Consider the following 20430-nt stretch of genomic DNA (forward strand, 5'->3'; position numbering starts at 1 on the left):
TCCAAGCGCCATGCAACTCACCAAGAACTTCGTCAAAGCCAAGAACCCCTGCGCGGGCGGCTACAAATGGTTCATCCGCGACCACAACGGCCAGGGAGACTACCAGGCCGTGCTTGACGCCTTGGTCGCTGACGGCCGCGTCAGCGACGCCTGCTGGCTGCTGGACCAGTTCGGCCCCACCGACGCGGTGTTGCGGCTGGATTCGGTCGATGCCAATGCCATCGTCTTCGCCGGCACGCTGGAAGTGCGCATGGGCATCAACGTGGACAGCGTGGTGCGCGCCGGCCGCAGCATCGTCACCGGCGGCGGCATCCGCGCCGGCGAAACCATCCAGGCGGGCGAAAACATCACCGCCAGCGCCAACATCGCCTGCGGCGGCAATCTGCGCGCGGGCGGCGACGTCAGCGCCGACTGGGGCATCGAAACCGCCACGCGCCTGGATTGCGGCGGCAACGTGCGCGCCAAATGGGACATCTGCGCCGGCCAGGACCTGGCCGTGACCGGCCACCTGCATGCCGGACAGGACATCCAGACGCAAGGCGCCATCAAATGTGGCCAGGGCATCAAGGCCGGCGGCGACGTGCGCGCCGAAAAGGAAATCGACGCCGCCTGCGGCATCCAGGCCGGCGGCTCCATCCAGTGCGGCGAGCACCTTGCTTCCGGCTGGGGCCTGATCGCCGGCGAGGACATCCGCGCCGAAGGCGCGATCCGGGCAGGCGAAGGCGTACAGGCCGAAGGCGTGATCGAAGCCGGCGCGGGCCACGGCATCTACGCCGGCCTGAGCGTCCGCCTGGACGCCTGGGCCGCCTGCGCGCGGGTCGTCGCGCAGAGCCGGCCCGAGCAATTGGTCAGCGGGCATTGGGACGGCCAGGACAGCGCCGTCTACGCATAGCGGCAGCCCCGGCGCAGCCAGGGCGCAATGCCGCCTATTCCGGCTTGATGTTCGCTTCCTGCATGCGGCGGCCCCAGGTGCCCAGCTGCGCCTCGACGAACGCCTGCTGTTGCGCCTGCGTGTTCGGCGCGGCCGTCATGCCCAGGGTGGCGAACTTCTGCTGTACCTCGGGACGCGCCAGCGCCTCGTTCACCGCCTTGTTCAAGCGCTCCAGGATCGGCTGGGGGATGCCGGCGGGACCGGCCAGGCCCACCCACACCACCAGGTCGAAATCCTGATATCCCGTTTCGGCAAAGGTCGGCACATCCGGCAGGTCCGGCAGCCGGCGCTCGGTGCTGATGGCCAGCGCCCGCAGCTTGCCGCCTCGCAGCAACGGAGTCGCGACCGACAGGTCCGCCATCACGTAATCGACCTGCCCGCCCGCCAGGTCCGTCAGCGCCGGGGGCTGGCTCTTGTACGGCACGCCTTCCGCGCGCACGCCGGCAATGCGGTTGAACGCCGCCGCACCGACCTGCCCGCCCGGGGAACCGTAGCCGTAGTTCAAGGAGCCCGAGGCCGCTTTCTTCACGAACGTGGCCAAGTCCTTGTACGGGCCATCCGCGCGAACCAGCAGCAGCATGGGCATGGTGGTCAAGCGCGACACGTGGCTGAAGTCCTTCTGCGCATCGTAGGGCAGCTTCTTGAACAGCCCCGGATTGATCGAGTTCAACGAACTGCTGGAGATCGTCAGCGTGTAGCCATCGCCGGGAGAACGCACCGCGTATTCGGTGCCTATCAGGCCTTGGGCGCCGGGCTTGTTCTCGACGATCACGTTGGCGTTCAAATCGCGGCGCAGTTCTTCCGCGATGATGCGGGCGCTGGTGTCGGTGGCGCTTCCCGGCGAGAAGGCCGCGACGATCTTGATGGGTTTGTCGCCCGGATAGGGTTCGGCCTGCGCCGCGCCCTGCGCGGACAGGCTCAGCAAGGCGCACGTCAACAGCGCGAATCGAATCGTTTTCATGGGCGTAGTCTCCTGGTTTTATGGGTACTGCCTGGTTTGCCTTACCGCTCTGACGGCGGTGTCGTGGCATTCATTTCGCCCAGGCGCGGCGGGCCTCGGCGTATGGCCGCCGGCGTGCCGGACAGCTTTATCGGTATGCCCGGGCCGTGATAATCGTCGCGCCGGACCACCATTTGGCGATGTTCGGTATGGGCGGCCGCGGCCACCGATGCCATGTCCAGGATCGGTGCGGCGGGCACGTTCTGCGCCAGCAACTGCTTGCCGAACGCCTCGCCATCGACCTGCGCGAACGCCTGGGCCAGCGCCGCATCCACGGCTTCGCGGTTGACGACTCTTTGCCCGTTGGACTTGTAGCGCTCGTCCTGCGCCATGCCGGCAATGCCCAGCTGCGCGCACAGCTTGGTGAAGAGGCGATCGTTGGCGACCGCGATGAACAAGGGGCAGGTCCGGGTCTGGTAGACGTTGTAGGGCACGATGTTGGGATGCCCGTTGCCGCTGGGCCGCGGCGTATTGCCCGACGCCAGGTAATTGGCCAGGAACGGATGCGCCACCGACACGGCGGAATCGTAGAGGCACACGTCCGCCATCTGCCCGCGCCCCGTGCGGTGCCGGGCCTGCAGGGCCAACAGCACGGCAATCGCGGCGTTCATGCCGGTAGTGAGGTCCACCACCGGCACGCCCAGCCTCAGGGGTTCGCCGCCCGCCTCGCCGTTGATGCTGAGTAGGCCGGCCATGGATTGCACGGCGGCGTCGTAGCCTGGCAATTCGCCCAGCGGGCCATCGTCGCCGAAACCCGTGATGCGGCAATGCACCAGCCGCGGAAAGCGCTCGGTGATGGCGGACGGTTCGGCCACGCCCCAACTGCGCAGCGTGCTGGCCTTGAAGTTTTCGATCAGCACGTCGGCCGTTTCCAGCAGTTGCCAGAACGTCTCCCGTCCGGCCTCGCTGTTCAAGTCCAGCACCATGCTGCGCTTGTTGCGGTTCACGGCGCGGAAATAGGCCGAACTGCCATCCACGAACGGCGGGCCGAAGCCGCGGCATTCGTCGCCTTCCGGCGACTCGATCTTGATCACGTCGGCGCCGTGGTCGCCCAGCATCTGGCCGCAGAATGGCCCTGCCAGGACGCGCGACGCGTCGATGACGCGCAGGCCGGCGAGCGCGCCGCCGGCATCGCTGCTATGCATAGTCTGTCTCCTTCGAATCCAAGGTCAGGCCGAGGCGCGGGCGATCAGCCAGTTGAATTCCCTGCCCTGCGCGCCCGCCTGCGTGCTCATGCGCAGCGCAAGCCGGTGGTTGTGCGCATCCAGCGCGCCTTCCAGCAGGCCGTTCCAGGCTTGCGCCACGCAAGGGTGCGCATCGGCCACGGCGTCCATCAGGTTCCAGCCTTTTTGCGTCACGCGCACGCCTTCCGGCGTTTCGCTCAACTCGCACGCGTCGCCCTGCGCTTGCGCCAGCGCCGCCATGAAGCGCCCGAACTGCAGCGCGGAGCCATCCTGCTCCACGCCCAGCGCCCGCGCCGTCTCGTGATAGAACTGCATGCCTATCATTCGTCCGGTCAGGTGCAATAGCCCGGTCGCTTCCTCCGGCCCCCACAGGTTCACCGCCACGGGCAAGGCGCTGCGCACGTACTCCATGGCGTAGTTGCGGCTGGCCTTGGCCAGGCGCGTCGCGGGCCAATCCACGGTGGGCAGCGTCGGCGCGGCCGCGGCGTCGAAATCGGGCGCGTCCTCATTGCGGCTAAAGCGCAGGCGTTCGTGCGGCTGCAGGTCGCGGTCGTATTCGTAGTAGTAGCCCTCCAGTCCCGACTGGCCGTCGACCGCCTGCTTGGTACACACGAAACCCAGCCGCGGATTGTTGAGCGAAACGCCGTTCTGCGCATGCCAGCCCGCCAGCATGGCGCGCGACACCTCCGACGGTATCGCGCACAGCGCGGTGCCCGACCAGATCCAGCGCGGCGCGGAATAGCGTATCCAGGCCTTGCGGTCGGACTCGTGCATGTACTGCACCGCCACGCCGCCGATATGGTTGGACAGATAGTGGTACTGAGCCGCCGCGACCGCGGGCGGCAGATGCGCGATGCCCAGCTTCTTCAGGCCTGGCAGGAAGCGCTCGTTGCGCTGGCGGCAGAAGATCTCGTAGACCAGTTCAGCCGCGCGCGCCGTGCCGCGGCGCGTCACGGCCGACAGGACGATGCCGGTGAAGAACGCGTGATACCACTCGGAAACCGCGCGCCAGCCGCGTTCCTCGGATTGCATTTCATGCATGGCCATTCACTCCAGTAGGAACCGCCACGGAACCGGGCAGCAGGGATTGCATGGACGCGACGGCGAAATCCGCAATGTCGCGCGCAATGGCCTCGCGATCCGCGTCTGATTCCCCGGCCCTGGGGCGATACCACATGGTGGTCCAGTTCAAGGCACCCAGCAGCGGCTTGACCTGCAAGGCCGGCGGGCCTCGCCGGAAGTCTCCGGTCGCCATGCCCGCCTCGACCACACTGCGGAACAGCGACTCGTAGCGGTCGCGCTGCCGCACCAGTTCTTCCAGTTCGGCGCGCTGGCCCGCCGTGGTGCGTCCGGCCAGGTGCAGTTCGACGCCCTGCACGGTGACGCGCTGGTATGGCAGATGCGCCATCATCAGATGCGTGTGGGCATGGGCCATGTTCCAGAGCCGCTGGGGCGGCGACGCGGCGGCGTCCTCCGCCAGCGGCGTCACCGTGTCCAGGTTCAACTGCATCGCGCGCCGGTGCACGGCGAAGAACAGGTCGGTCTTGCTGCGGTAGTAGTAATAGACGCTGCCTTTCGTGACGCCGATCAGGTCGGCGACCGAATCGATCGTGGTCGCCGCGAATCCCATCTCGGTGAAGGCATGCGCGGCAGCATCCAGCAACTCCACTTGCCGCAGCGGCATCTCGTCATAAGGAATGGCAGTCTTGGCTTTCATGCGAACTCCCGGCGCTGCGCCGCGGCGCCTGCGCTTTTCTTGATGGCGCGGGCCAGGACCACGCGCTGGATTTCGGAGGTACCTTCGTAGATTTCGGTGATGCGCTGGTCCCGGTAGCAGCGTTCCACCGCGCTGGGCTTCACGTAGCCGCGCCCGGCCAGGATCTGCATCGCGTCGTCCACCACGCTGTGCGAGGTTTCGCTGGCCAGCAGCTTGGCCATCGCGCCCAGCGTGCCGATGTCCTGCCCGGCGTCGTAGGCGCGCGCCGCCTCGTAGGTCATCATCCGCGACGACGACAACGCGGTGGCGGCGTCGGCCAGCTTGAAGCCCACGCCCTGGTGGTCGATGATGCTGCGCCCGAAAGTCTGGCGCCCCACCGCGAAGTCCCGCGCCTCGGCATAGCTGCACAGGGCGATGCCATTGGCCTGGGCAGCCACCACCACGCGGCCGATGCTCAGGGTCGCCAAGGCGAGCTTCAGCCCTTCTCCCAGCGTTCCGACCACGCTCTCCGCGCCGACCCAGGTGTCCAGTTTCAGGTTGGTGGTGGTGGTGCCGCGTATGCCCATCTTGTCTTCGTAGTGGTCCACCACTACGCCGCTGGCATCGCGGTCGACCACGAACGCGCTGATGTTGTTGCGCGCGCCAGGCTCGCCTGTGCGGGCGAACACGATGAAATGGCGCGAATGCCCGCCATTGCCCAGCCAGCATTTTTCACCCCGGATGCGCCACCCGTCGCCTTCAGGCACGGCAGTGGTCAACAGGGCTGCCGCATCCGAACCCGCGCCGCGCTCGCTCAGGGCAAAGTTGACCGCGTGGCCGTCCCGCGCCAAGCCGCCCAGCAGCACCATCTTCTGTTCGGCGGAGCCTCCCAGGATGACCGGAAACGCGCCCAGCGACAGCGCCGCCAGGATGGCGGCCGTGGAGGCGCAGCCCTGCGCCACGGCTTCCACCACCGCCACCAGCGAGGTCAGCGATGCCCCTGCGCCACCGTACTCGGCCGGGATGAAGAGTCCCGAGATTCCGCTTTCCCGCAACGGCGCCAGATGCTCCACGGGATAGCGCTGTTCCCGGTCTATGGCGGCGGCGGCCGGCGCAAACGCCTGCGCGGTCAAGTCTGCGGCCTTGTCGCGCCAGGCGCTTGCTTGCGGGTCGAGCGAGGGATTCCAGATCACGGACATCATTGTCTCCAGCAACATACTAACGAGTATTTAATCGACTGGATGAGAACATACTACTTGGTATTTTTCTCCGATACCCAGGGAAAACCCGCAACACAAGGAGTTGTCCCGCGGGTGCACCGAAGTCCGCCCGCGGGGTCATGCCTCAATAGGCAACAGTCAGGTCTGCGCCGCTTTCGCCGCCGGCGCCGGACTGCGCAACACCAGCATCAGCCCAAGCAGGATCGCCGCCATCCCGCCCAGACTCAACGCCGACAACCGGTTGCCCAGGATGAGGTAATCCAGCGCCGCCGTGCCGGCCGGAACCAGATAGAACAAGCTGGTGACGTTGACCAGGTTGCCGGCCTGGATCATGCGGTAGAACAGCAGGGTCGCGCCCACCGAAATCACCAGGCCCATCCAGATCAGCGGCAGGATGAAGCCTGTCACCCACTCCACCCGGATGGGCTGGAACGGCACGAACAGCAGGCACAGCGCCAGGCTGACCAGGTACTGCAGCGGCATGACGTCCATGGGCGTCTGGCGCACGCGCTTCTGCAGCATGGCGCCGCTGGTCATGCAGAGCAGCGCGGCCAGCGCGTAGACCATGCCGGCCGCGGAGAAGCGCGCCATGCCTATGCTCTGGTAGACCACCATCACCAGCCCGCACAAGGCTAGGCCGAGGCCCGCCAGGCGCGGCAATGAATAGCGCCTTTCCATCACGGCCAGCGTCAGGATGGGCTGCGCGCCCAGCAGCGTGGCCAGCACGCCGGGCGTGATGCCGTGGTCCAGCGCCAGCAGATAGCAGATGGAATAGCCGCCGATGAGCAGCAGGCCCGTGGCCGCCACCGTCAGGCGCGTGCCCGGCGCTGGCAGCCAACGCCGCCGCCATGCGCACAACAGCAGCAGCACGGCCAACGCCAGGATGAAACGCAACAGCAGGAAGCCGAAGGCGGAGGCATGGGACAGCCCCCATTTGGCGAAAATCGCGCCGCCGCTCCACAGCAGCACGAACAAGGAAGTGGAGCCATAGGAGGTCCACGCGGATCTATCGAAAGACATGAGGTTTCTACCTGTCGGGGTATGAACAGGCTCCAGCCCCGCCCGCGCGAGCGGGCATAGGCATGCGCTAGACGGATGCAATACGCATCAGGACGTCTGGCGCAGCTTTTGAAAAGAGGACTGGAGTCGCGTTGCGGACGGCGTCAGCCGACGACGACCGCGCAAGGCGGGTAAGCGCCCGAGACCACGCCGCAAGGCGGCGCGACCGGCGGCGATACCACCGTGGACACGACAGGAGAAAAACCGGGGGAAACTGCGGAGCGCCGGGACAGCACACGCGCACGCGTATCCGCTGCGCAGGCAGCGGATGCGAAATCGGCGAAGGGCGTGTGGTCAGGCATGGGGCGTAGCCTACCGGCTGCGCGCGGCGCGGTCAAGCGATGCGCCGCTGCTCCACGCCCATGTCGCGCCATGCTTCGCCATGGCAGGTGAACATCAGGATCTGATGCCGCGTGGCCGCGTCGAATAGCGCGCGCTTCATGAAGTCGCGCCGCATGTCGTCCGTGTGGACCAGCGCGTCGTCGAGCAGCAGCAGCGTCGGCCGCCCTGCTTCGCGCAGCAGGTCGGCATAGGCGAAGCGGGCCAGGATGCCCAGCTGTTCGCGCGTGCCGAAGCTGAGCGCGGACAGCTGGTCCTCGCCACCGGCGCGGCGCAACGCCATGGGCAACAAGGCATCGTCCAGCCGCAGGTCGGCTTCGGGGAACAGCAGCGCCAGGTAGTGGTTCAACCGGCGCGCCAGCGGCGCCTGCAGGCGTTGCGTGGCCGCGGCGCGCTTGTCCGCCAGCAGCTTTTGCAGGAGTTCCAGCGCAGCGGCGCGGCGGGCGAAGTCGGCGCGCCGCCGTTCCAGGCGTTCGCAGGCGGCCTCGGCCTCGGACAGGCGTTCGCCCAGCCCCTGGGCGCCCGCCTGGTCCAGCTTGCCTTGCAACTGCAGGATTTCGCCGTGGCGCTTGTGCTGCGCCTCGCGCTCGATGGCGGCGGACTTCTCGTAGCGCTGCACATCCTGTTCGACCAATTCGGGGCGGTGGCCAGCCAGTGCCGCCTGCGCGTCGCGTACGCGGCGCTCCAGCTCGTCGTGGCTGCTGCGCGCTTCGGCAAGCCGGCCCGCGCGGGCCTGCCGTTGCGCTGCGCGCTCCGGTGATTGAAGTTCGGCATTGCGCGCCGCCGCCTGGTTTTCCAGCAATTGGGCGCGCGCGCCGTCGGTATCCATGGCGCGCTGCGCGGCGGCCAGCGCGGTTTCGGCCTGCGCCGCAACCGCCTCGGCTTCACGCAGGGACTGCAGCGCCGCGGGCAGATCGCCGCCGTCCGCTGCGGGCGCAGCCGGCAGCTTGTCCAGTCGTTCTTGCAATTGCGCGCGGCGCGCCAGCGCGTCATCGCGCTGGCCCCGCAACACGTCCACGCCCTTGGGCGCATGGATGCCCAGCGTCTTGCGCATGCCTTCCAGTTCGCGCAGCAAGGCGCCGTAGCGGGCATGGCGTTGCTCGGCCTGCGCCAGGCTTTCAACGTCCAGGCGTTGCAGCAAGGCCGCGCTGGCCGCCCGGGCCGCGTCGATTTCGCGCTTGAGCGCGGGCAGGTCCTTGCCGCCCGGCTCGATGCGCAAGCGCCCGACGCCCGGCAGTTCCAGTTCGGCGGCTGCCGTCAGCAAGACCTCGTCGGCGCCGCTCAGCATCCGGCCGTCCAACAGCGCCCGGCCGCCCGCTTCCAGCTGATAGGACAGGCGCGTGGCGCTGGCCTGCTGCTGCAATTGCAGATTGGCCAGTTCGCGTTCGCGCTTGCGCAAGGCTTCCATGTCGGCGTCGGCGATTTCGAGCCGCATGGTCTCGGCCTTGAGCGCGGAGCCCTGCTCGATCAATGCGGTGACTTCATTCAATGCGCCGTCCAGGCGTTCGATCTCCGCGCCCAGCTGGACCAGTTGATGCTCCAGGTCGCGCCGGTCGGCCACGGCCTGTACCGCGGTGACGCGCTGGCGCGCTGCGTCCATCGCGGCGGCATGCGCCTGGCGCTGCTGTTGGGCTCGCGCCAGCGGTTCGCGCGCGGCCTCGACCCGGGCGCGCGCGGCGCGGGCCTCGTGGACCAGGGCTTGGAGTTCGGCCTCGTCCTGCTGGTCGCGCCGGACCTGGTCCTGCAACAGCGCCAGCGTCTGCGCGGCCTGCGCCTGTTCGCGGCGCAGACCGTCGAAGGCTTCGCGCTCCTTGGCCAGGGCGGCCAGGCGCGCGCGCGCTTCGGCCGCCTTGGCCTCGAAGTCCTTCCAGGGTTCGCCGGCCTGGGCGCGCTCGTGGTCGCGACGCAATTCGGCCAGGCGATCCACGTCGGCGTTCAGTTGCGCCATGGCCTGCGCGCATTCGTCGCGTTCGGCCGCGGCGCGCGCCAGCGCGTCCTCGGCTTCCTTGTAGGCGCCCTTGGGGCGGCCATTGCGCGCGTCCAGCAGCGCGCCGCGCTCAGCGGCCACGCGCTCGTAGAGGCGGTCGCCATCGCCCGAAGCCAGTTCGCCGGAGAGTTGCGTCAAGGCTTCGCGCAGATGCGCGCCCGCATGGCCGGCCGCTTCCTGCAGGTTCTGGCCGTCGCCCTGCTGGATCCACAACAGGCCGGGTATGCCCGCCAGGTCCGGCTTGCTCTGGCCGCGTCCCGGCAGTTCAAAGCCCAGCAAGGCGGCCAGCGCGTTTTCGGCTTCTTCGCCGTCCAGGCGCTGCGCGCCGCCATCGATCAGCAGTTCGCAGCGGGCGCGCGACAGGAATTGCTTCTTCAGGACGTAGCTGTGCCCGGCATGCGTGAACTCCAGTTCCACGCTGGGCCGCGCGCCGGACTCGCCGTGCGGCGCCAGGTCGGCGACCTTGCTGGTGCTGTAGCGTTCGAGAAAGGCGGAACGGATGGCCGCGGCCACGGTGCTCTTGCCGGCTTCGTTCGGGCCCACGAACAGGTTCAGGCCATCCTGCAGCCCCTCCAGCGCCATGGGCTGGCGGAACTTGCGGAATTCTTCCAGGGCGATGCGCGACAGCTTCATTTGGCGGCTCCCGGCGCGGCGCTTTCGCGTTGGAACCGCAGCAGCAGCCGCAATGCCTCGCCAGCGACCGCGGATTGGTCCGGATCGGCCTGCAGCGCCTGCAATTGCGCCGCTACTTCACCCACGTAGCCGCTGGCGCGCAGTTCAGCCAGGTCGGCTTCGTCCGGTTCCAGCATGAGGCCGGACAGGTCCGGCAACAGCGCGCGCACTTGCGCTGCGGCCTGGTCCACGGCGCGTTGCAGCGCCTCCCAGGTTTCCATGTTGACGTGCCCCTGCACTTCCAGCCGCAGGACATCTTCCGCACGCAGCGCTGCCATGCGCGCGGCCAGCGCCTGCGCGTCCGAGGGCAGGCTCAGCGTTTCCGTCCAGGCCGACCAGCGGTACTTGCCCGTGGCCAGCCGCTCGACGGCGGGCGTGGCGCCCGGCGCGTCGATGCGCACATGCAGCGCGTACCCGGGCTCGTTGCCGCGAAAGCGGTCCTGCTCCGGCGTGCCGGCATACCAGGTGCGCTCGTCGATGGACAGGCAGCCGTGCCAGTCGCCCAGCGCCAGGTAGTCCAGGCGTGCGCGCGCCGCACGGTCCGGGGCGATGGGATTGGTGGCGTCTATGGTGTCCGGCAGGCGGCCCGCCACGCTGCCGTGCGCCAGGCCCACGCGGATGCGGCCGGCTTCGGTTTCCAGCGCGTCGAAGGCCTGGGTCACGTCGTCGTAGGTATGGCGTTGCGTCAGGGGCGCGGCCAGCACGGCGAGATTGATCGCCGCCAGATCGACCACGCCGGTGCGCAGCGGCACATGCACGTTGGATGGAATGCAGCCCAGCTGCATCGCCCGGCTCCAGACGCTGTCGGCCAGCGCGGCGTCATGGTTGCCGGCGATCATGACCCAAGGCCCGGCGTAAGCGGCCATGGCCGCGAACAGCCGGCGTATCGTGCGGTCCGACACGCCCTGCGTGTCGAACACGTCGCCCGCCACCAGCACGGCGTCCACGCCGCGTTCGGCCGCCAGCGCGGCGATGCGGGCCACGACGTCGAAGCGCGCCTCGGCCAGCATGGCGGCGTCGTCGGTTTCAAACTGGCCGTATTGTCGGCCGATCTGCCAGTCGGCGGTGTGCAGGAAATGGGTCATGCGCGGAATTGTAAGAGCAAGACCCCTGCCGCGGCTCCTCTCAGGATGACAAAGCCAGCACCGGCAGAACCTGCGCCAGCGTCAAGGGCTCGGTTTGCAGCATCAGCCTGTCTCCCTGCGTCTCTGCGTCCGCCTCGGCGTCGCGCAGGGGATCGGCGGGCAGCAGATAGTGGCGCAGCACCGCGTCGGCAAGCAGCAGGCGGCGCGCATCCACCCCGGGCTGGCAGCTCTCCCAGGCCATGAACACCGCCGCCGATGCGTAATAGAGTGCGGATGCCGCGCGGCGCACCTGCGCCTCATGCTGTTCGTCCGTCCCGACGGCCTGGGCCAGGCTGATGGCGCGGCGCAGGCAGTCCCGCGCCGTTGCGCGCCAGGCGCGGGGCAAGGCGGATGCCTCCTCCAGCTTGCTCTCCAGCAAGGCCGACAAGGCCTCGTGCGCCCGATCCTTGCGCACGGCGCGCTGGATCGCGTCGAGCGCGTTGATGTTGCTGGTTCCCTCCCATAGCACGCCTATGTGCGCGTCGCGCACCAGCCGGGCATTGACGAAGTCTTCGATGTAGCCGTTGCCGCCGCGTATCTCCATCGCGCCCGTTGCCACGACGATGTTGTCCCGGCACGTGCGCAGCTTGAGCAGCGGCGTCAGCAGCCGCAGCGCCTGGGCGGCGTGCGCGGCGCCCTCCTGCGCCCGCCGCATGATGTCGGCCGTGGCCATGACCATCGACAACGCCGCTTCCGTCGGCGTCAGCAGTTTCAACAACTGGCGGCGCAGCAGCGGATAGGCGATGACATCGCGTCCGAACGCCCGCCGATGGCGCGCGGCCAGCATGGCCTCGTTGAGGCAGCGCCGCATCATTGCCGCCGCGCGCACGCCGTGCGACAGACGCGACAGGTTGACCTGCTCCATCATGTGCTTGAGTCCCTGGTCCGCCTCCCCCACCAGGTACGCCTGGGCGCCTTCCAGGCGAATCTCGCCGCTGGCCATCGAGCGCGTGCCCAGCTTGTCCTTCAGCCGGACGATGCGATAGGCATTGCGGCTGCCGTCTTCCAGGCGCCGCGGCATCGCAAACAGAGCCAAGCCGCGCGTGCCCGCCGGCGCGCCTTCGGGACGGGCCAACAGCAAGGCGATGTCCGCGTCGGTGTGCGAGCAAAACCATTTTTCCCCGTACAGGCGCCAGATCCCGTCAGTCTGGCGGGCCACGGTTTCCAGGGCACCCACGTCGGACCCCCCGGTCTTCTCCGTCATGAATTGCGTTCCCTTCCAGAGCGCGGCCGGGTCGCTGGACAGCATGCGCGGCAGCAGCTTTTCCTTCAGGGCGGGGCTGCCGAATTTCCTGATCAGATGGATCGAGGTATCGGATACGCTGATCGGACACATCTGGCCGAACTCGGCCTGGACAAACAAGTATTGCAGCGCATACTTCGCCACCGGCGGCAGCGGCGCATCGCAGCCCAGCACGCCGGCGCGATGGCTCATGGCATGGAACTGGAAATCCGCGAACGCGATATGTTCCATCTCCTGGTAGGCCGGGTGGTACTCGATCCAGTCTTCGTCCTCGCCCCAGCGCGTGCGCGCGTGCAGCACGGGCGGATACTTGTCCGCCACGGTTGCCAAGGCATTGAGGCGCCCCCCCGCCAATTGCCCCATGCGCTGGAACTGCGGCAGCAGCTGCGCATGCGCGGCAGCGGGCAGGTACAGCCTCAGCAGGTCCTGCAGACCCCGATCCAACGCGTAGAAATCCAGGCCTGCGCAGTCGGGCGCGAGGAAATGGGAGCTCTGCGAAGAGCGCTCTGGACGCGGGCGTACGTATTCATCGTATCTGGCTGAAAATGACATGGACAGCTCCTGAAGGTCGTGGACGGACGCCGCGCCTGAAGCGGCGCGCGGGCATGCGTCGGCAATGGAAAATCAGATGACGCCGGCAGCGCGCAAGTGCGTCAGCGCGGCATCCGAGTAGCCAAGACGCTGCGTCAGCACGTCTCTTGTGTGCTCGCCCAACACGGGCGGACCCGCGGCATGGTCCAGCGGCGTCGCCGAAAACCGCATGGGGCTGGCGATGCCCGGGCAGGTGCCGCCCGTCGACAAGGGCAAATCCACGCGCAGGCCGCGGTGCACGACCTGCGGATCGGTGAAGGTCTCGGAGTAGGTGTTGATCGGTCCGCTGGGCACCCCCGCAAGTTCCAGCCGCTGCTGCCACGCCGCGCTGGTATCCGTCTTCATGATTTCAGCCAGCAGGGGCAACAGCGTGTCGCGATGGGTCAGACGCCCGCTGACCTTGGCATAGCGCGGGTCTTGCGCCAGGTCCGGCCGCCGGATCTCCTGGCAATAGGCCGCGAACTGGCTGTCGTTGCCCACGGCCACGATCAAGCGCCCATCCGCTGTGTCGAACACCTGGTATGGCACTGCGTTGGCGTGCGCGTTGCCATAGCGCTTGGGCGCCTTGCCGGACACCAGGTAGTTCACGGCGGGGTTGCTGCCGAACGCCAGCACGCAGTCCAGCAAGGCCATGTCTATGTGCTGCCCCTGCCCGCTGCGTTCGCGCCAGGCCAAGGCGGCCGCAATCGCCAGGCTGGCGTACATGCCCGTGGTGATGTCCGCCACGGCAACCCCTACTTTCTGCGGCCCTGCGCCGGGCAGGCCATCGGCCTCGCCGGTGACGCTCATCAAGCCGCCCATGCCCTGAAAAATGAAGTCGTACCCCGGCCGGTGGCGATACGGCCCGGTCTGCCCGAATCCCGTGATCGAGCAATAGACCAGCGCGGGGTTGTCGGCGCGCAGGTCTTCATAACTCAATCCATAGCGCGCCAGGGTGCCGACCTTGTAGTTTTCCACCAGCACGTCCGAGTCCGCCGCCAGCCGGCGGACGATGTCCTGGCCTTCGGCGGTGGAAATGTCCACCGTCACGGATTTCTTGCCGCGATTGGTCGACGCGTAGTAGCCCGAATCCTCGCGCGGCCGCTCTCCCGCATCAGGCATCCAGGGCGGCCCCCAGCCGCGGGTATCGTCGCCAGCGCCAGGGCGTTCGATCTTGATCACGTCCGCGCCCAGGTCGGCAAGGTTCTGCGTGCACCAGGGCCCTGCCAGCACGCGGGTCAGGTCGAGCACGCGAATATGGGATAACGGTTTGATTGCCATGTGTCTTGAGCCTCGATGCCGATGCGGCGCTTTAATCGATGCGGATGTCCGCGTCCTTGATGACCTGCCCATAGCGCGCGCTTTCCTCGCGCATGTAGGCGCTGAAGGCGTCGCCGAAGTACCCCACCGGCTCTCCCCCGGTGCGCAGCAGGGCTTCGCGCACGTCGGCCTGGGTCATGATCTGTTCGATGGCGCCGCTCAGCGACTTGACGATGGCCGGCGGCGTACCCGATGGCGCCAGGATGCCGACCCACGCGGACATCCTCATGTCCGGGTAGCCCAGTTCCGCCGTGGTCGGCAATTGCGGCAGCACCGCGGAGCGCTTGTCGCTCATGACGGCCAGCGCGGTCAGCTTGCCGGCCTGGATCTGCGGCAAGCCCGTGAATGCGGGTTCGAACGTGACGGAGACTTCGCCGCCCATCACCGCCGCCTTGGCAGGCGCGCTGCCCTTGTACGGCACATGCAGGAGATTGACGCTGGCCCGGGATCGCAGCATCTCGCCGGCCAGGTGCGCCGTCGAGCCAGCGCCGTACGAGGCATAACTGAACTCGCCCGGCTTGGCCTGGGCCAGGCCCACGAACTGCGCCAGCGTCTGCGCCGGGACCTTCGGGTTGACGACGATGACGCTGGGCGTGCTGGCCACCAGCGCAATCGGCGCAAAGCTCTTGACCGCGTCATACGGCAATTTCGGGTACAGCCAGGGATTGATCGTCAGCGTGGTGTTGGTTGCCGCCAGCAAGGTGTCGCCGTCGGGCTTGGCGTTGGCCACCATCTCCGCGCCGATGATGGTGGCGGCGCCCGCGCGGTTTTCCACGATCACCGGCTGGCCCAGCCGTTCTCCAAGCTTCTGGCCAATGACGCGCGCCACTACGTCGGTCATGCCGCCGGCCGAGTACGGCACGATCAGACGGATGGGCATGCGGGGATAGTCCTGCGCTTTTGCGGCGCTGGCGGCAAGCAATGCGCTGGCAGCCAGCGCGATGAGGCTAGGGATACGCACGAGAGTCTCCTTGGGGGATCGATCGCGGGTCTGTGCCCGGATTCATAGCCGCGTGTCGCCGCGGTGAAACCCATTATTGGCAACGTGATTGTTCTCGTCCAATATATTTTTTTGTGCTATTCATACAGATATTGGATCAATCTTTTCCAGCCTGTCAGAGTCCCCTAGTCCGCGAGCCTCTCCATGGATCTGCGTCAACTCCGCTACTTCGTGGCCGTCGCCGAGGAGCTGCATTTCGGCAGGGCCGCCAAGCGCCTGTCCATCAGCCAGCCTCCCCTCAGCTTCAACATCCGCCAGCTGGAATCCTCGCTGGGCATGGAACTGCTGCGGCGCACCACGCGCGAAGTGGCGCTGACCGAGGCCGGCAAGGTGATCTATCGGGAAGCGTTGAAACTGCTGGCGCTGGCGCGCGACGCCGAGGAACAGGCGCGGCGCGCCGCCAATGGCGAAGCCGGCGCCGTGCATATCGGATTCGTGGGCTCGTCGTTCCTGACACGGCTGGCGTCCGACGTCCGGGCCTTCTGCGTGGCGCGGCCGGACGTCGAGGTGGTGCTGTACGAACTCAGCAGCTACGAACAAATCGACGCGCTGCTGCGCGGCCAGATCGATATCGGGATCGTGCATCCCCGGGTGATGCCATCCGGCGTCGCGTCACGCGTACTGCACCGCGAGGACTTCGTCTGCCTGCTGCCGGCAACGCATCCCCTGGCCGGACTCCAGACGATAGCCGCGCAGCAGTTGCAACACGACGACTTCGTGCTGTTTCCCAGGGATTTCTCGCCGGGCTACTACGACAAGATACTGGCGCTTTGCCTGCAGGCCGGCTTCACGCCGCATATCCGGCACAAGGTCCGCAACATGCTGACGATCGCCACCCTGGTATCGCATGAATTCGGCGTGTCGCTGGTTCCAGCTTCGCTGGGAAAGGTGCAATTGCCGAATCTGGTTTGCCGTCCCCTGACGCATGCGTCGACCCCGTCGGATCTGCGCGGCATCTGGCGTCACGATGAAACGCAGCCCGCCGTGCTGTCCATGCTGGAGCAATTGGCGCAAGCGCAGCAGCCGTGAAGACAGCGGCCCCGCCGGCGTTCTGCGCTGGCGGGGCCGCTGCAGGCCAGGCTTGCGGCCTGGCCGAGGGGAGGAAACAGTAATCAGGCGCTCTTGCCGTCCAGCACCAGCGACTGGCTGGGCGCCGCCTTGCGGTCGTAGCGCGACAGGTCCAGGCCATCGGTGCGGATGGCGGGACGCTGGCCCATGACCTGGTCGGCCACCAGCTTGCCCGAGCCGCAGGCCATGGTCCAGCCCAGCGTGCCGTGGCCGGTGTTCAGGTACAGGTTGCCGTAGCGGGTCGCGCCGACCACCGGGGTGCCGTCCGGCGTCATGGGACGCAGGCCGGTCCAGAACTCGGCCTGGGCCACGTGGCCGCTACCCGGGAACAGGTCGTTGACGACCAGCTCCAGCGTCTTGCGGCGGGCCTCCTTCAGGCGCAGATCGAAGCCCGCGATCTCGGCCATGCCGCCCACGCGGATGCGCTGGTCGAAACGCGTCACGGCGATCTTGTAGGTTTCATCCAGGATGGTCGAAACCGGCGCGGCCGATTCGTCCGCCATGGGGATGGTCAGCGAGTAACCCTTGAGCGGATACACCGGCAGGTCCAGGTCCAGCGGCTTGAGGAAATCGCGCGTGTAGCTGCCGAAGGCGGCGACATAGCGGTCGGCGGTCAGCACTTCATTGCCCACGCGCACGCCGGTGATCTGGCCGCCGGCCGTGTTCAGGCCCGACACCGTCTGGCCGAAACGGAACTCCACGCCCAGACCCTTCGCCAATTCGGCCAGGCGCGTCGTGAACAGCTGGCAGTCGCCGGTTTCGTCATTGGGCAGGCGCAGGCCGCCGCTCAGCTTGTGCAGCGAGCGCGCCAGGGCGGGCTCGGCCGTCACCAGGCGATTGCGGTCCAGCAGTTCGTAGGGCACGCCCACTTCTTCCAGCACCGCGATGTCGCGGCGGGCGGCTTCCAGCTGGGCCTCGGTGCGGAACAGCTGCAGCGTGCCGCGGGTGCGCTCTTCGTAGTGGATGCCGGTGGACTGGCGCAGTTCGCGCAGGCAATCGCGGCTGTACTCGGACAGGCGCAGCATGCGCTCCTTGTTCACCGCGTAGCGTTCGGCCGAACAGTTGGCCAGCATGGACGCCATCCATTTCAGCTGGAACAGGCTGCCGTCCAGGCGGATCGCCAGCGGGGCATGCTTCTGGAACAGCCACTTGATGGCCTTCAGCGGAATGCCGGGCGCGGCCCAGGGCGTGGAATAACCCGGCGAAACCTGTCCGGCGTTGGCGTAGCTGGTCTCCTGCGCCGCCGAAGGCTGGCGGTCCAGCACCGTGACTTTGGCGCCCTGGAGGGCCAGATAATAGGCGGTGGTGGTGCCGATGACGCCGCTGCCGAGGACGATGACGTGCATGATTCTTTCCGGTGATTGGTTTTGTTCAGGAATTTCGGTAGTCTATGGGCCTCTCAGCAGTGAAAAGCACTGAAGATTTTGCTTTGCCAGTGCTTTTTCCCGGCCACCTCCTGTTTTTCGATCGCCAAAAGTGAAATGCGCGAGCTAGACCGTATCGACCTGAAAATCCTGGATATCCTGCAGCGGGAAGGCCGCATTTCCGTGACCGAACTGGCCGACCGGATCAGCCTGTCCGCCACCCCCTGCTCCGACCGCGTCAAGCGCATGGAGCGCGAAGGCGTCATCACGGGTTACCATGCGCGCGTCAATCCGGCTGCGCTGGGCAAGAACCTGCTGGTCTTCCTGGAGATCAAACTGTCGGCCAAGTCCGGCGACGTGTTCGACAAGGTCAAGAAAGAACTGCTGTACGTGCCCGAAGTCATGGAATGCCATCTGGTATCCGGCGACTTCGACTATCTGGTCAAGGCCCGCCTGACCGAAATGAACGAATACCGCCGTCTCCTCGGCGAAATCCTCAAGCGCCTGCCCGCGTCCGCCGAATCTCGCAGCTACGTGGTCATGGAGGAGATCAAGGAGACGCTGTACCTGCCCGTGGACCGCTAGGCGCGCGCCGCTTCCGCTGGCCGCACGCCGATTGTTACCGGTCGGGTCCGCGCTGGCTGCTATGCTGGCGGCCCCTCGGCGCGTGCCTTTGCCGCGTAATCCGACCCTAATTTATTTGCCTATGTCTATGACCCGTCTCTACAAGTACTTCTTCCGCGGACTGATCACGGTCCTGCCGCTGGCCCTGACGATCTACCTGCTCTACATCTTCCTGGCGTGGACCGAAGCCGTGGCGCTGACCTTCCTGCGCCCCTTCATCGGCGGGTTCTACGTGCCGGGCATGGGCCTGGCGCTGGGCATCCTCGGCATCCTGGCCATCGGCTACCTCGTATCCAAGGAACGCGTGCAGCGCGTGCTGGTGCTGCTGGAAATGCCGTTCACCAACCTGCCGGTGGTCAAGAGCATCTATTCGTCGCTGAAGAGTTTCGCGGACTATTTCTCACCCAGTTCCAAGAACACCGCCCAGCAGGTCGTGATCCTGCGCGTGCCTGGCCAACAGCTGGAGCTGGTCGGCCTGGTCACGCGCCGCAACATGGAAGGCTTGCCCGAAGGCTTCAGCCAGGGCGAGCGCGTGGCCGTGTACCTGCCGATGGGCTACATGATCGGCGGCTATACCGTGTTCGTGCCGCAGGAATGGGTCCAGCCCATCCAGATGTCGGTCGAGGAAGCCATGCGTTCGTCCCTGATCGCCTGGATGGCTCGCGCCGAAACCACCAACAACCGTCCCGCCGCGCAGGAGCCTCCCGCCCCCGCGCAGGACGGCGCCAACGGCGGCGGCCAGGCCTGAGCGCCCCGCCCTCACCTCTCTACCAAACTCTCGCTATGCCCATCATCGAATTCACGCTGGCCGAAGGCAGCCCCTATATTGAAGTGAACCAGCTGCTCAAGGCCACCGGCGTGTGCGACAGCGGCGGCGCGGGCAAGATGCTGGTGGCCGAAGGCCACGTCAGCGTGGGCGGCGTGGTCGAAAGCCGCAAGACGGCCAAGATCCGCGCCGGCCAGATCGTGACCTGCGGCGACGTGCGCATCGTCGTGCGCGGCCCCGACGCTGGCGGCCAGGACGCCTGAAGCCCTCACAACCCGCCCGACCGCGAGCCGCCATGAAACTCAAGATGTCCCAGAACTCCATTTTTGCCGTGCTGCTGCGTTCGCCCTGGTGGATGAGCGCCGGCGTGGCCGTGCTGCTGTCGGCCGCCGGCTTTGCCGCGCTGCCGCTGGAGTACGCCGCGATGGGCGTGTTCGCGGCGGTGCCGTTTGCGGTCATCGCCATCATGGCGGCCTACAAGCAATTGCGCGCGCCCTCGGGCGCGCGGGTGCAGGCCGTGGCCGAAGCCGCCGCCGGCATGTCCTGGGCGGATTTTTCCAAAACCGTCGAAGCGGGCTTTCGCCGCGACGGCTGTGAAGTGCAGCGCCTGCAACTGCCCGGCGCCGATTTCGCGCTGACCAAGGACGGCCACGTCGCGCTGGTCAGCGCCAAGCGCTGGAAAGCCGCGCGCGTCGGCGTCGAACCGCTGCGCGAGCTGCAGGCCGCGCGCGAAAAGCGCGGGGCGCGCGAAGCGATATACATCGCGCTTGGCGAGGTCTCGGACAATGCGCTGCAATACGCCAAGTCGCAGGGCGTGTCGCTGATGACGGCGCCCGAACTGGCCAAGCTGCTGCGCGACCTCAAGCCCTGAGCCGGGTGCGGTCATGAGCTACCGCCTGCTTGCAGACCTTGTGCTGGCCGTGCATGGCCTCTTTGTTGCCTTCGTGGTGTTCGGCGGACTGCTGGCGCTGTGGAAGCGCTGGATCGCCTACCTGCACCTGCCGGCGCTGGCCTGGGGCGCGCTGGTGATAGGCATGGGCTGGATCTGCCCGCTGACGCCGCTGGAGATTTCGCTGCGCCAGCAGGCCGGCCAGCAAGGCTATGGCGGCGGCTTCATCGAACACTACGTGCTGGCGCTGATCTACCCCGAAGGCATCACCCGCGGCACGCAGATCGTGCTGGCGGCCTTGCTGATCGTGGGCAACGTCATCGTCTACGCCCTGTGGGCGCGGCGCGGCCGGCGCCAGCCGGCCTAGTCTTCCA

Annotated in this window: 19 protein-coding genes; 7 read left to right on the top strand and 12 right to left on the bottom strand. The window is 67.3% G+C overall.

Going from position 1 to position 20430, the window contains the following annotated elements:
* The first annotated feature begins 10 nt into the window (after positions 1-10).
* Positions 11-892: a hypothetical protein gene (locus ACZ5YA_RS06350; protein ID WP_059380064.1), complete on the top strand. Its 882-nt coding sequence runs from the start codon at positions 11-13 to the stop codon at positions 890-892.
* A gap of 34 nt (positions 893-926) precedes the next feature.
* On the opposite strand, the gene ACZ5YA_RS06355 is transcribed toward ACZ5YA_RS06350, so the two are convergent.
* The 11 genes from ACZ5YA_RS06355 to ACZ5YA_RS06405 all read right to left on the bottom strand — a co-directional run bounded on the left by ACZ5YA_RS06355 (position 927) and on the right by ACZ5YA_RS06405 (position 15306).
* Entirely contained in the window at positions 927-1892 is a 966-nt protein-coding gene (locus tag ACZ5YA_RS06355; protein WP_059380063.1) for a Bug family tripartite tricarboxylate transporter substrate binding protein, read from the bottom strand.
* 41 nt (positions 1893-1933) lie between these two features.
* Complete coding sequence (locus ACZ5YA_RS06360; RefSeq protein ID WP_059380062.1) at positions 1934-3076, bottom strand: CaiB/BaiF CoA transferase family protein; 1143 nt, start codon at positions 3074-3076, stop codon at positions 1934-1936.
* 24 nt (positions 3077-3100) lie between these two features.
* On the bottom strand, positions 3101-4156 hold the full coding sequence (locus tag ACZ5YA_RS06365; RefSeq protein WP_251879929.1) for a hypothetical protein: 1056 nt from the start codon (positions 4154-4156) through the stop codon (positions 3101-3103).
* Positions 4149-4832, bottom strand: coding sequence for a TetR/AcrR family transcriptional regulator (locus ACZ5YA_RS06370; RefSeq protein WP_059380060.1), 684 nt, complete (start codon positions 4830-4832; stop codon positions 4149-4151). Before ACZ5YA_RS06370 ends, ACZ5YA_RS06365 begins: the two co-directional genes overlap by 8 nt.
* Positions 4829-6010, bottom strand: coding sequence for an acyl-CoA dehydrogenase family protein (locus ACZ5YA_RS06375; RefSeq protein WP_059380059.1), 1182 nt, complete (start codon positions 6008-6010; stop codon positions 4829-4831). The genes ACZ5YA_RS06370 and ACZ5YA_RS06375 overlap by 4 nt, the downstream gene beginning before the upstream one ends.
* A gap of 159 nt (positions 6011-6169) precedes the next feature.
* On the bottom strand, positions 6170-7051 hold the full coding sequence (locus ACZ5YA_RS06380; protein WP_059380058.1) for a DMT family transporter: 882 nt from the start codon (positions 7049-7051) through the stop codon (positions 6170-6172).
* 373 nt (positions 7052-7424) lie between these two features.
* On the bottom strand, positions 7425-10049 hold the full coding sequence (locus ACZ5YA_RS06385) for an AAA family ATPase (protein WP_059380057.1): 2625 nt from the start codon (positions 10047-10049) through the stop codon (positions 7425-7427).
* Positions 10046-11173: a metallophosphoesterase family protein gene (locus ACZ5YA_RS06390; RefSeq protein ID WP_118932063.1), complete on the bottom strand. Its 1128-nt coding sequence runs from the start codon at positions 11171-11173 to the stop codon at positions 10046-10048. Before ACZ5YA_RS06390 ends, ACZ5YA_RS06385 begins: the two co-directional genes overlap by 4 nt.
* A 40-nt stretch (positions 11174-11213) precedes the next feature.
* Entirely contained in the window at positions 11214-13007 is a 1794-nt protein-coding gene (locus tag ACZ5YA_RS06395) for an acyl-CoA dehydrogenase family protein (RefSeq protein WP_464092204.1), read from the bottom strand.
* 72 nt (positions 13008-13079) lie between these two features.
* Positions 13080-14306, bottom strand: coding sequence for a CaiB/BaiF CoA transferase family protein (locus ACZ5YA_RS06400; protein WP_251879923.1), 1227 nt, complete (start codon positions 14304-14306; stop codon positions 13080-13082).
* Between the two features lie 31 nt (positions 14307-14337).
* Positions 14338-15306 carry a Bug family tripartite tricarboxylate transporter substrate binding protein gene (locus ACZ5YA_RS06405; protein ID WP_464092205.1) on the bottom strand — a complete coding sequence of 323 codons (969 nt, stop codon included), beginning with the start codon at positions 15304-15306 and terminating at the stop codon, positions 14338-14340.
* A gap of 183 nt (positions 15307-15489) precedes the next feature.
* Between ACZ5YA_RS06405 and ACZ5YA_RS06410 the strand changes: the two genes are divergently transcribed.
* On the top strand, positions 15490-16374 hold the full coding sequence (locus ACZ5YA_RS06410; protein WP_464092206.1) for a LysR substrate-binding domain-containing protein: 885 nt from the start codon (positions 15490-15492) through the stop codon (positions 16372-16374).
* Between the two features lie 83 nt (positions 16375-16457).
* On the opposite strand, the gene ACZ5YA_RS06415 is transcribed toward ACZ5YA_RS06410, so the two are convergent.
* Positions 16458-17759, bottom strand: coding sequence for a D-amino acid dehydrogenase (locus tag ACZ5YA_RS06415; protein ID WP_059380051.1), 1302 nt, complete (start codon positions 17757-17759; stop codon positions 16458-16460).
* Between the two features lie 135 nt (positions 17760-17894).
* Here ACZ5YA_RS06415 and ACZ5YA_RS06420 point away from each other — a divergent pair, with 135 nt between their 5' ends.
* The 5 genes from ACZ5YA_RS06420 (at position 17895) to ACZ5YA_RS06440 (ending at position 20423) form a co-directional block, all read left to right on the top strand.
* On the top strand, positions 17895-18362 hold the full coding sequence (locus ACZ5YA_RS06420; RefSeq protein ID WP_013394098.1) for a winged helix-turn-helix transcriptional regulator: 468 nt from the start codon (positions 17895-17897) through the stop codon (positions 18360-18362).
* Positions 18363-18489: 127 nt separating this feature from the next.
* Positions 18490-19149 (top strand): DUF502 domain-containing protein, encoded by a 660-nt coding sequence (locus tag ACZ5YA_RS06425; RefSeq protein WP_059380050.1) that lies wholly within the window; start codon positions 18490-18492, stop codon positions 19147-19149.
* Between the two features lie 35 nt (positions 19150-19184).
* A complete protein-coding gene (locus tag ACZ5YA_RS06430; RefSeq protein WP_059380049.1) occupies positions 19185-19430 on the top strand; it encodes an RNA-binding S4 domain-containing protein in 246 nt (81 codons plus the stop codon).
* Positions 19431-19462: 32 nt separating this feature from the next.
* Positions 19463-20038: a restriction endonuclease gene (locus ACZ5YA_RS06435; RefSeq protein WP_059380048.1), complete on the top strand. Its 576-nt coding sequence runs from the start codon at positions 19463-19465 to the stop codon at positions 20036-20038.
* 13 nt (positions 20039-20051) lie between these two features.
* Positions 20052-20423, top strand: a complete 372-nt coding sequence (locus tag ACZ5YA_RS06440; protein WP_118932066.1) for a DUF2784 domain-containing protein — start codon at positions 20052-20054, stop codon at positions 20421-20423.
* Positions 20424-20430: the final 7 nt, after the last annotated feature.

It is taken from the genome of Achromobacter sp. JCM 18799 (genome assembly GCF_055395645.1).

Coding starts and splice junctions, on each gene's coding strand:
- ACZ5YA_RS06360 (WP_059380062.1), bottom strand. CDS start 3,076: ATGCATAGCAGCGATGCCGGCGGCGCGCTCGCCGGCCTGCGCGTCATC.
- ACZ5YA_RS06390 (WP_118932063.1), bottom strand. CDS start 11,173: ATGACCCATTTCCTGCACACCGCCGACTGGCAGATCGGCCGACAATAC.
- ACZ5YA_RS06400 (WP_251879923.1), bottom strand. CDS start 14,306: ATGGCAATCAAACCGTTATCCCATATTCGCGTGCTCGACCTGACCCGC.
- ACZ5YA_RS06355 (WP_059380063.1), bottom strand. CDS start 1,892: ATGAAAACGATTCGATTCGCGCTGTTGACGTGCGCCTTGCTGAGCCTG.
- ACZ5YA_RS06425 (WP_059380050.1), top strand. CDS start 18,490: ATGACCCGTCTCTACAAGTACTTCTTCCGCGGACTGATCACGGTCCTG.
- ACZ5YA_RS06435 (WP_059380048.1), top strand. CDS start 19,463: ATGAAACTCAAGATGTCCCAGAACTCCATTTTTGCCGTGCTGCTGCGT.
- ACZ5YA_RS06415 (WP_059380051.1), bottom strand. CDS start 17,759: ATGCACGTCATCGTCCTCGGCAGCGGCGTCATCGGCACCACCACCGCC.
- ACZ5YA_RS06420 (WP_013394098.1), top strand. CDS start 17,895: ATGCGCGAGCTAGACCGTATCGACCTGAAAATCCTGGATATCCTGCAG.
- ACZ5YA_RS06430 (WP_059380049.1), top strand. CDS start 19,185: ATGCCCATCATCGAATTCACGCTGGCCGAAGGCAGCCCCTATATTGAA.
- ACZ5YA_RS06410 (WP_464092206.1), top strand. CDS start 15,490: ATGGATCTGCGTCAACTCCGCTACTTCGTGGCCGTCGCCGAGGAGCTG.
- ACZ5YA_RS06440 (WP_118932066.1), top strand. CDS start 20,052: ATGAGCTACCGCCTGCTTGCAGACCTTGTGCTGGCCGTGCATGGCCTC.
- ACZ5YA_RS06370 (WP_059380060.1), bottom strand. CDS start 4,832: ATGAAAGCCAAGACTGCCATTCCTTATGACGAGATGCCGCTGCGGCAA.
- ACZ5YA_RS06395 (WP_464092204.1), bottom strand. CDS start 13,007: ATGTCATTTTCAGCCAGATACGATGAATACGTACGCCCGCGTCCAGAG.
- ACZ5YA_RS06385 (WP_059380057.1), bottom strand. CDS start 10,049: ATGAAGCTGTCGCGCATCGCCCTGGAAGAATTCCGCAAGTTCCGCCAG.
- ACZ5YA_RS06380 (WP_059380058.1), bottom strand. CDS start 7,051: ATGTCTTTCGATAGATCCGCGTGGACCTCCTATGGCTCCACTTCCTTG.
- ACZ5YA_RS06375 (WP_059380059.1), bottom strand. CDS start 6,010: ATGTCCGTGATCTGGAATCCCTCGCTCGACCCGCAAGCAAGCGCCTGG.
- ACZ5YA_RS06365 (WP_251879929.1), bottom strand. CDS start 4,156: ATGCATGAAATGCAATCCGAGGAACGCGGCTGGCGCGCGGTTTCCGAG.
- ACZ5YA_RS06350 (WP_059380064.1), top strand. CDS start 11: ATGCAACTCACCAAGAACTTCGTCAAAGCCAAGAACCCCTGCGCGGGC.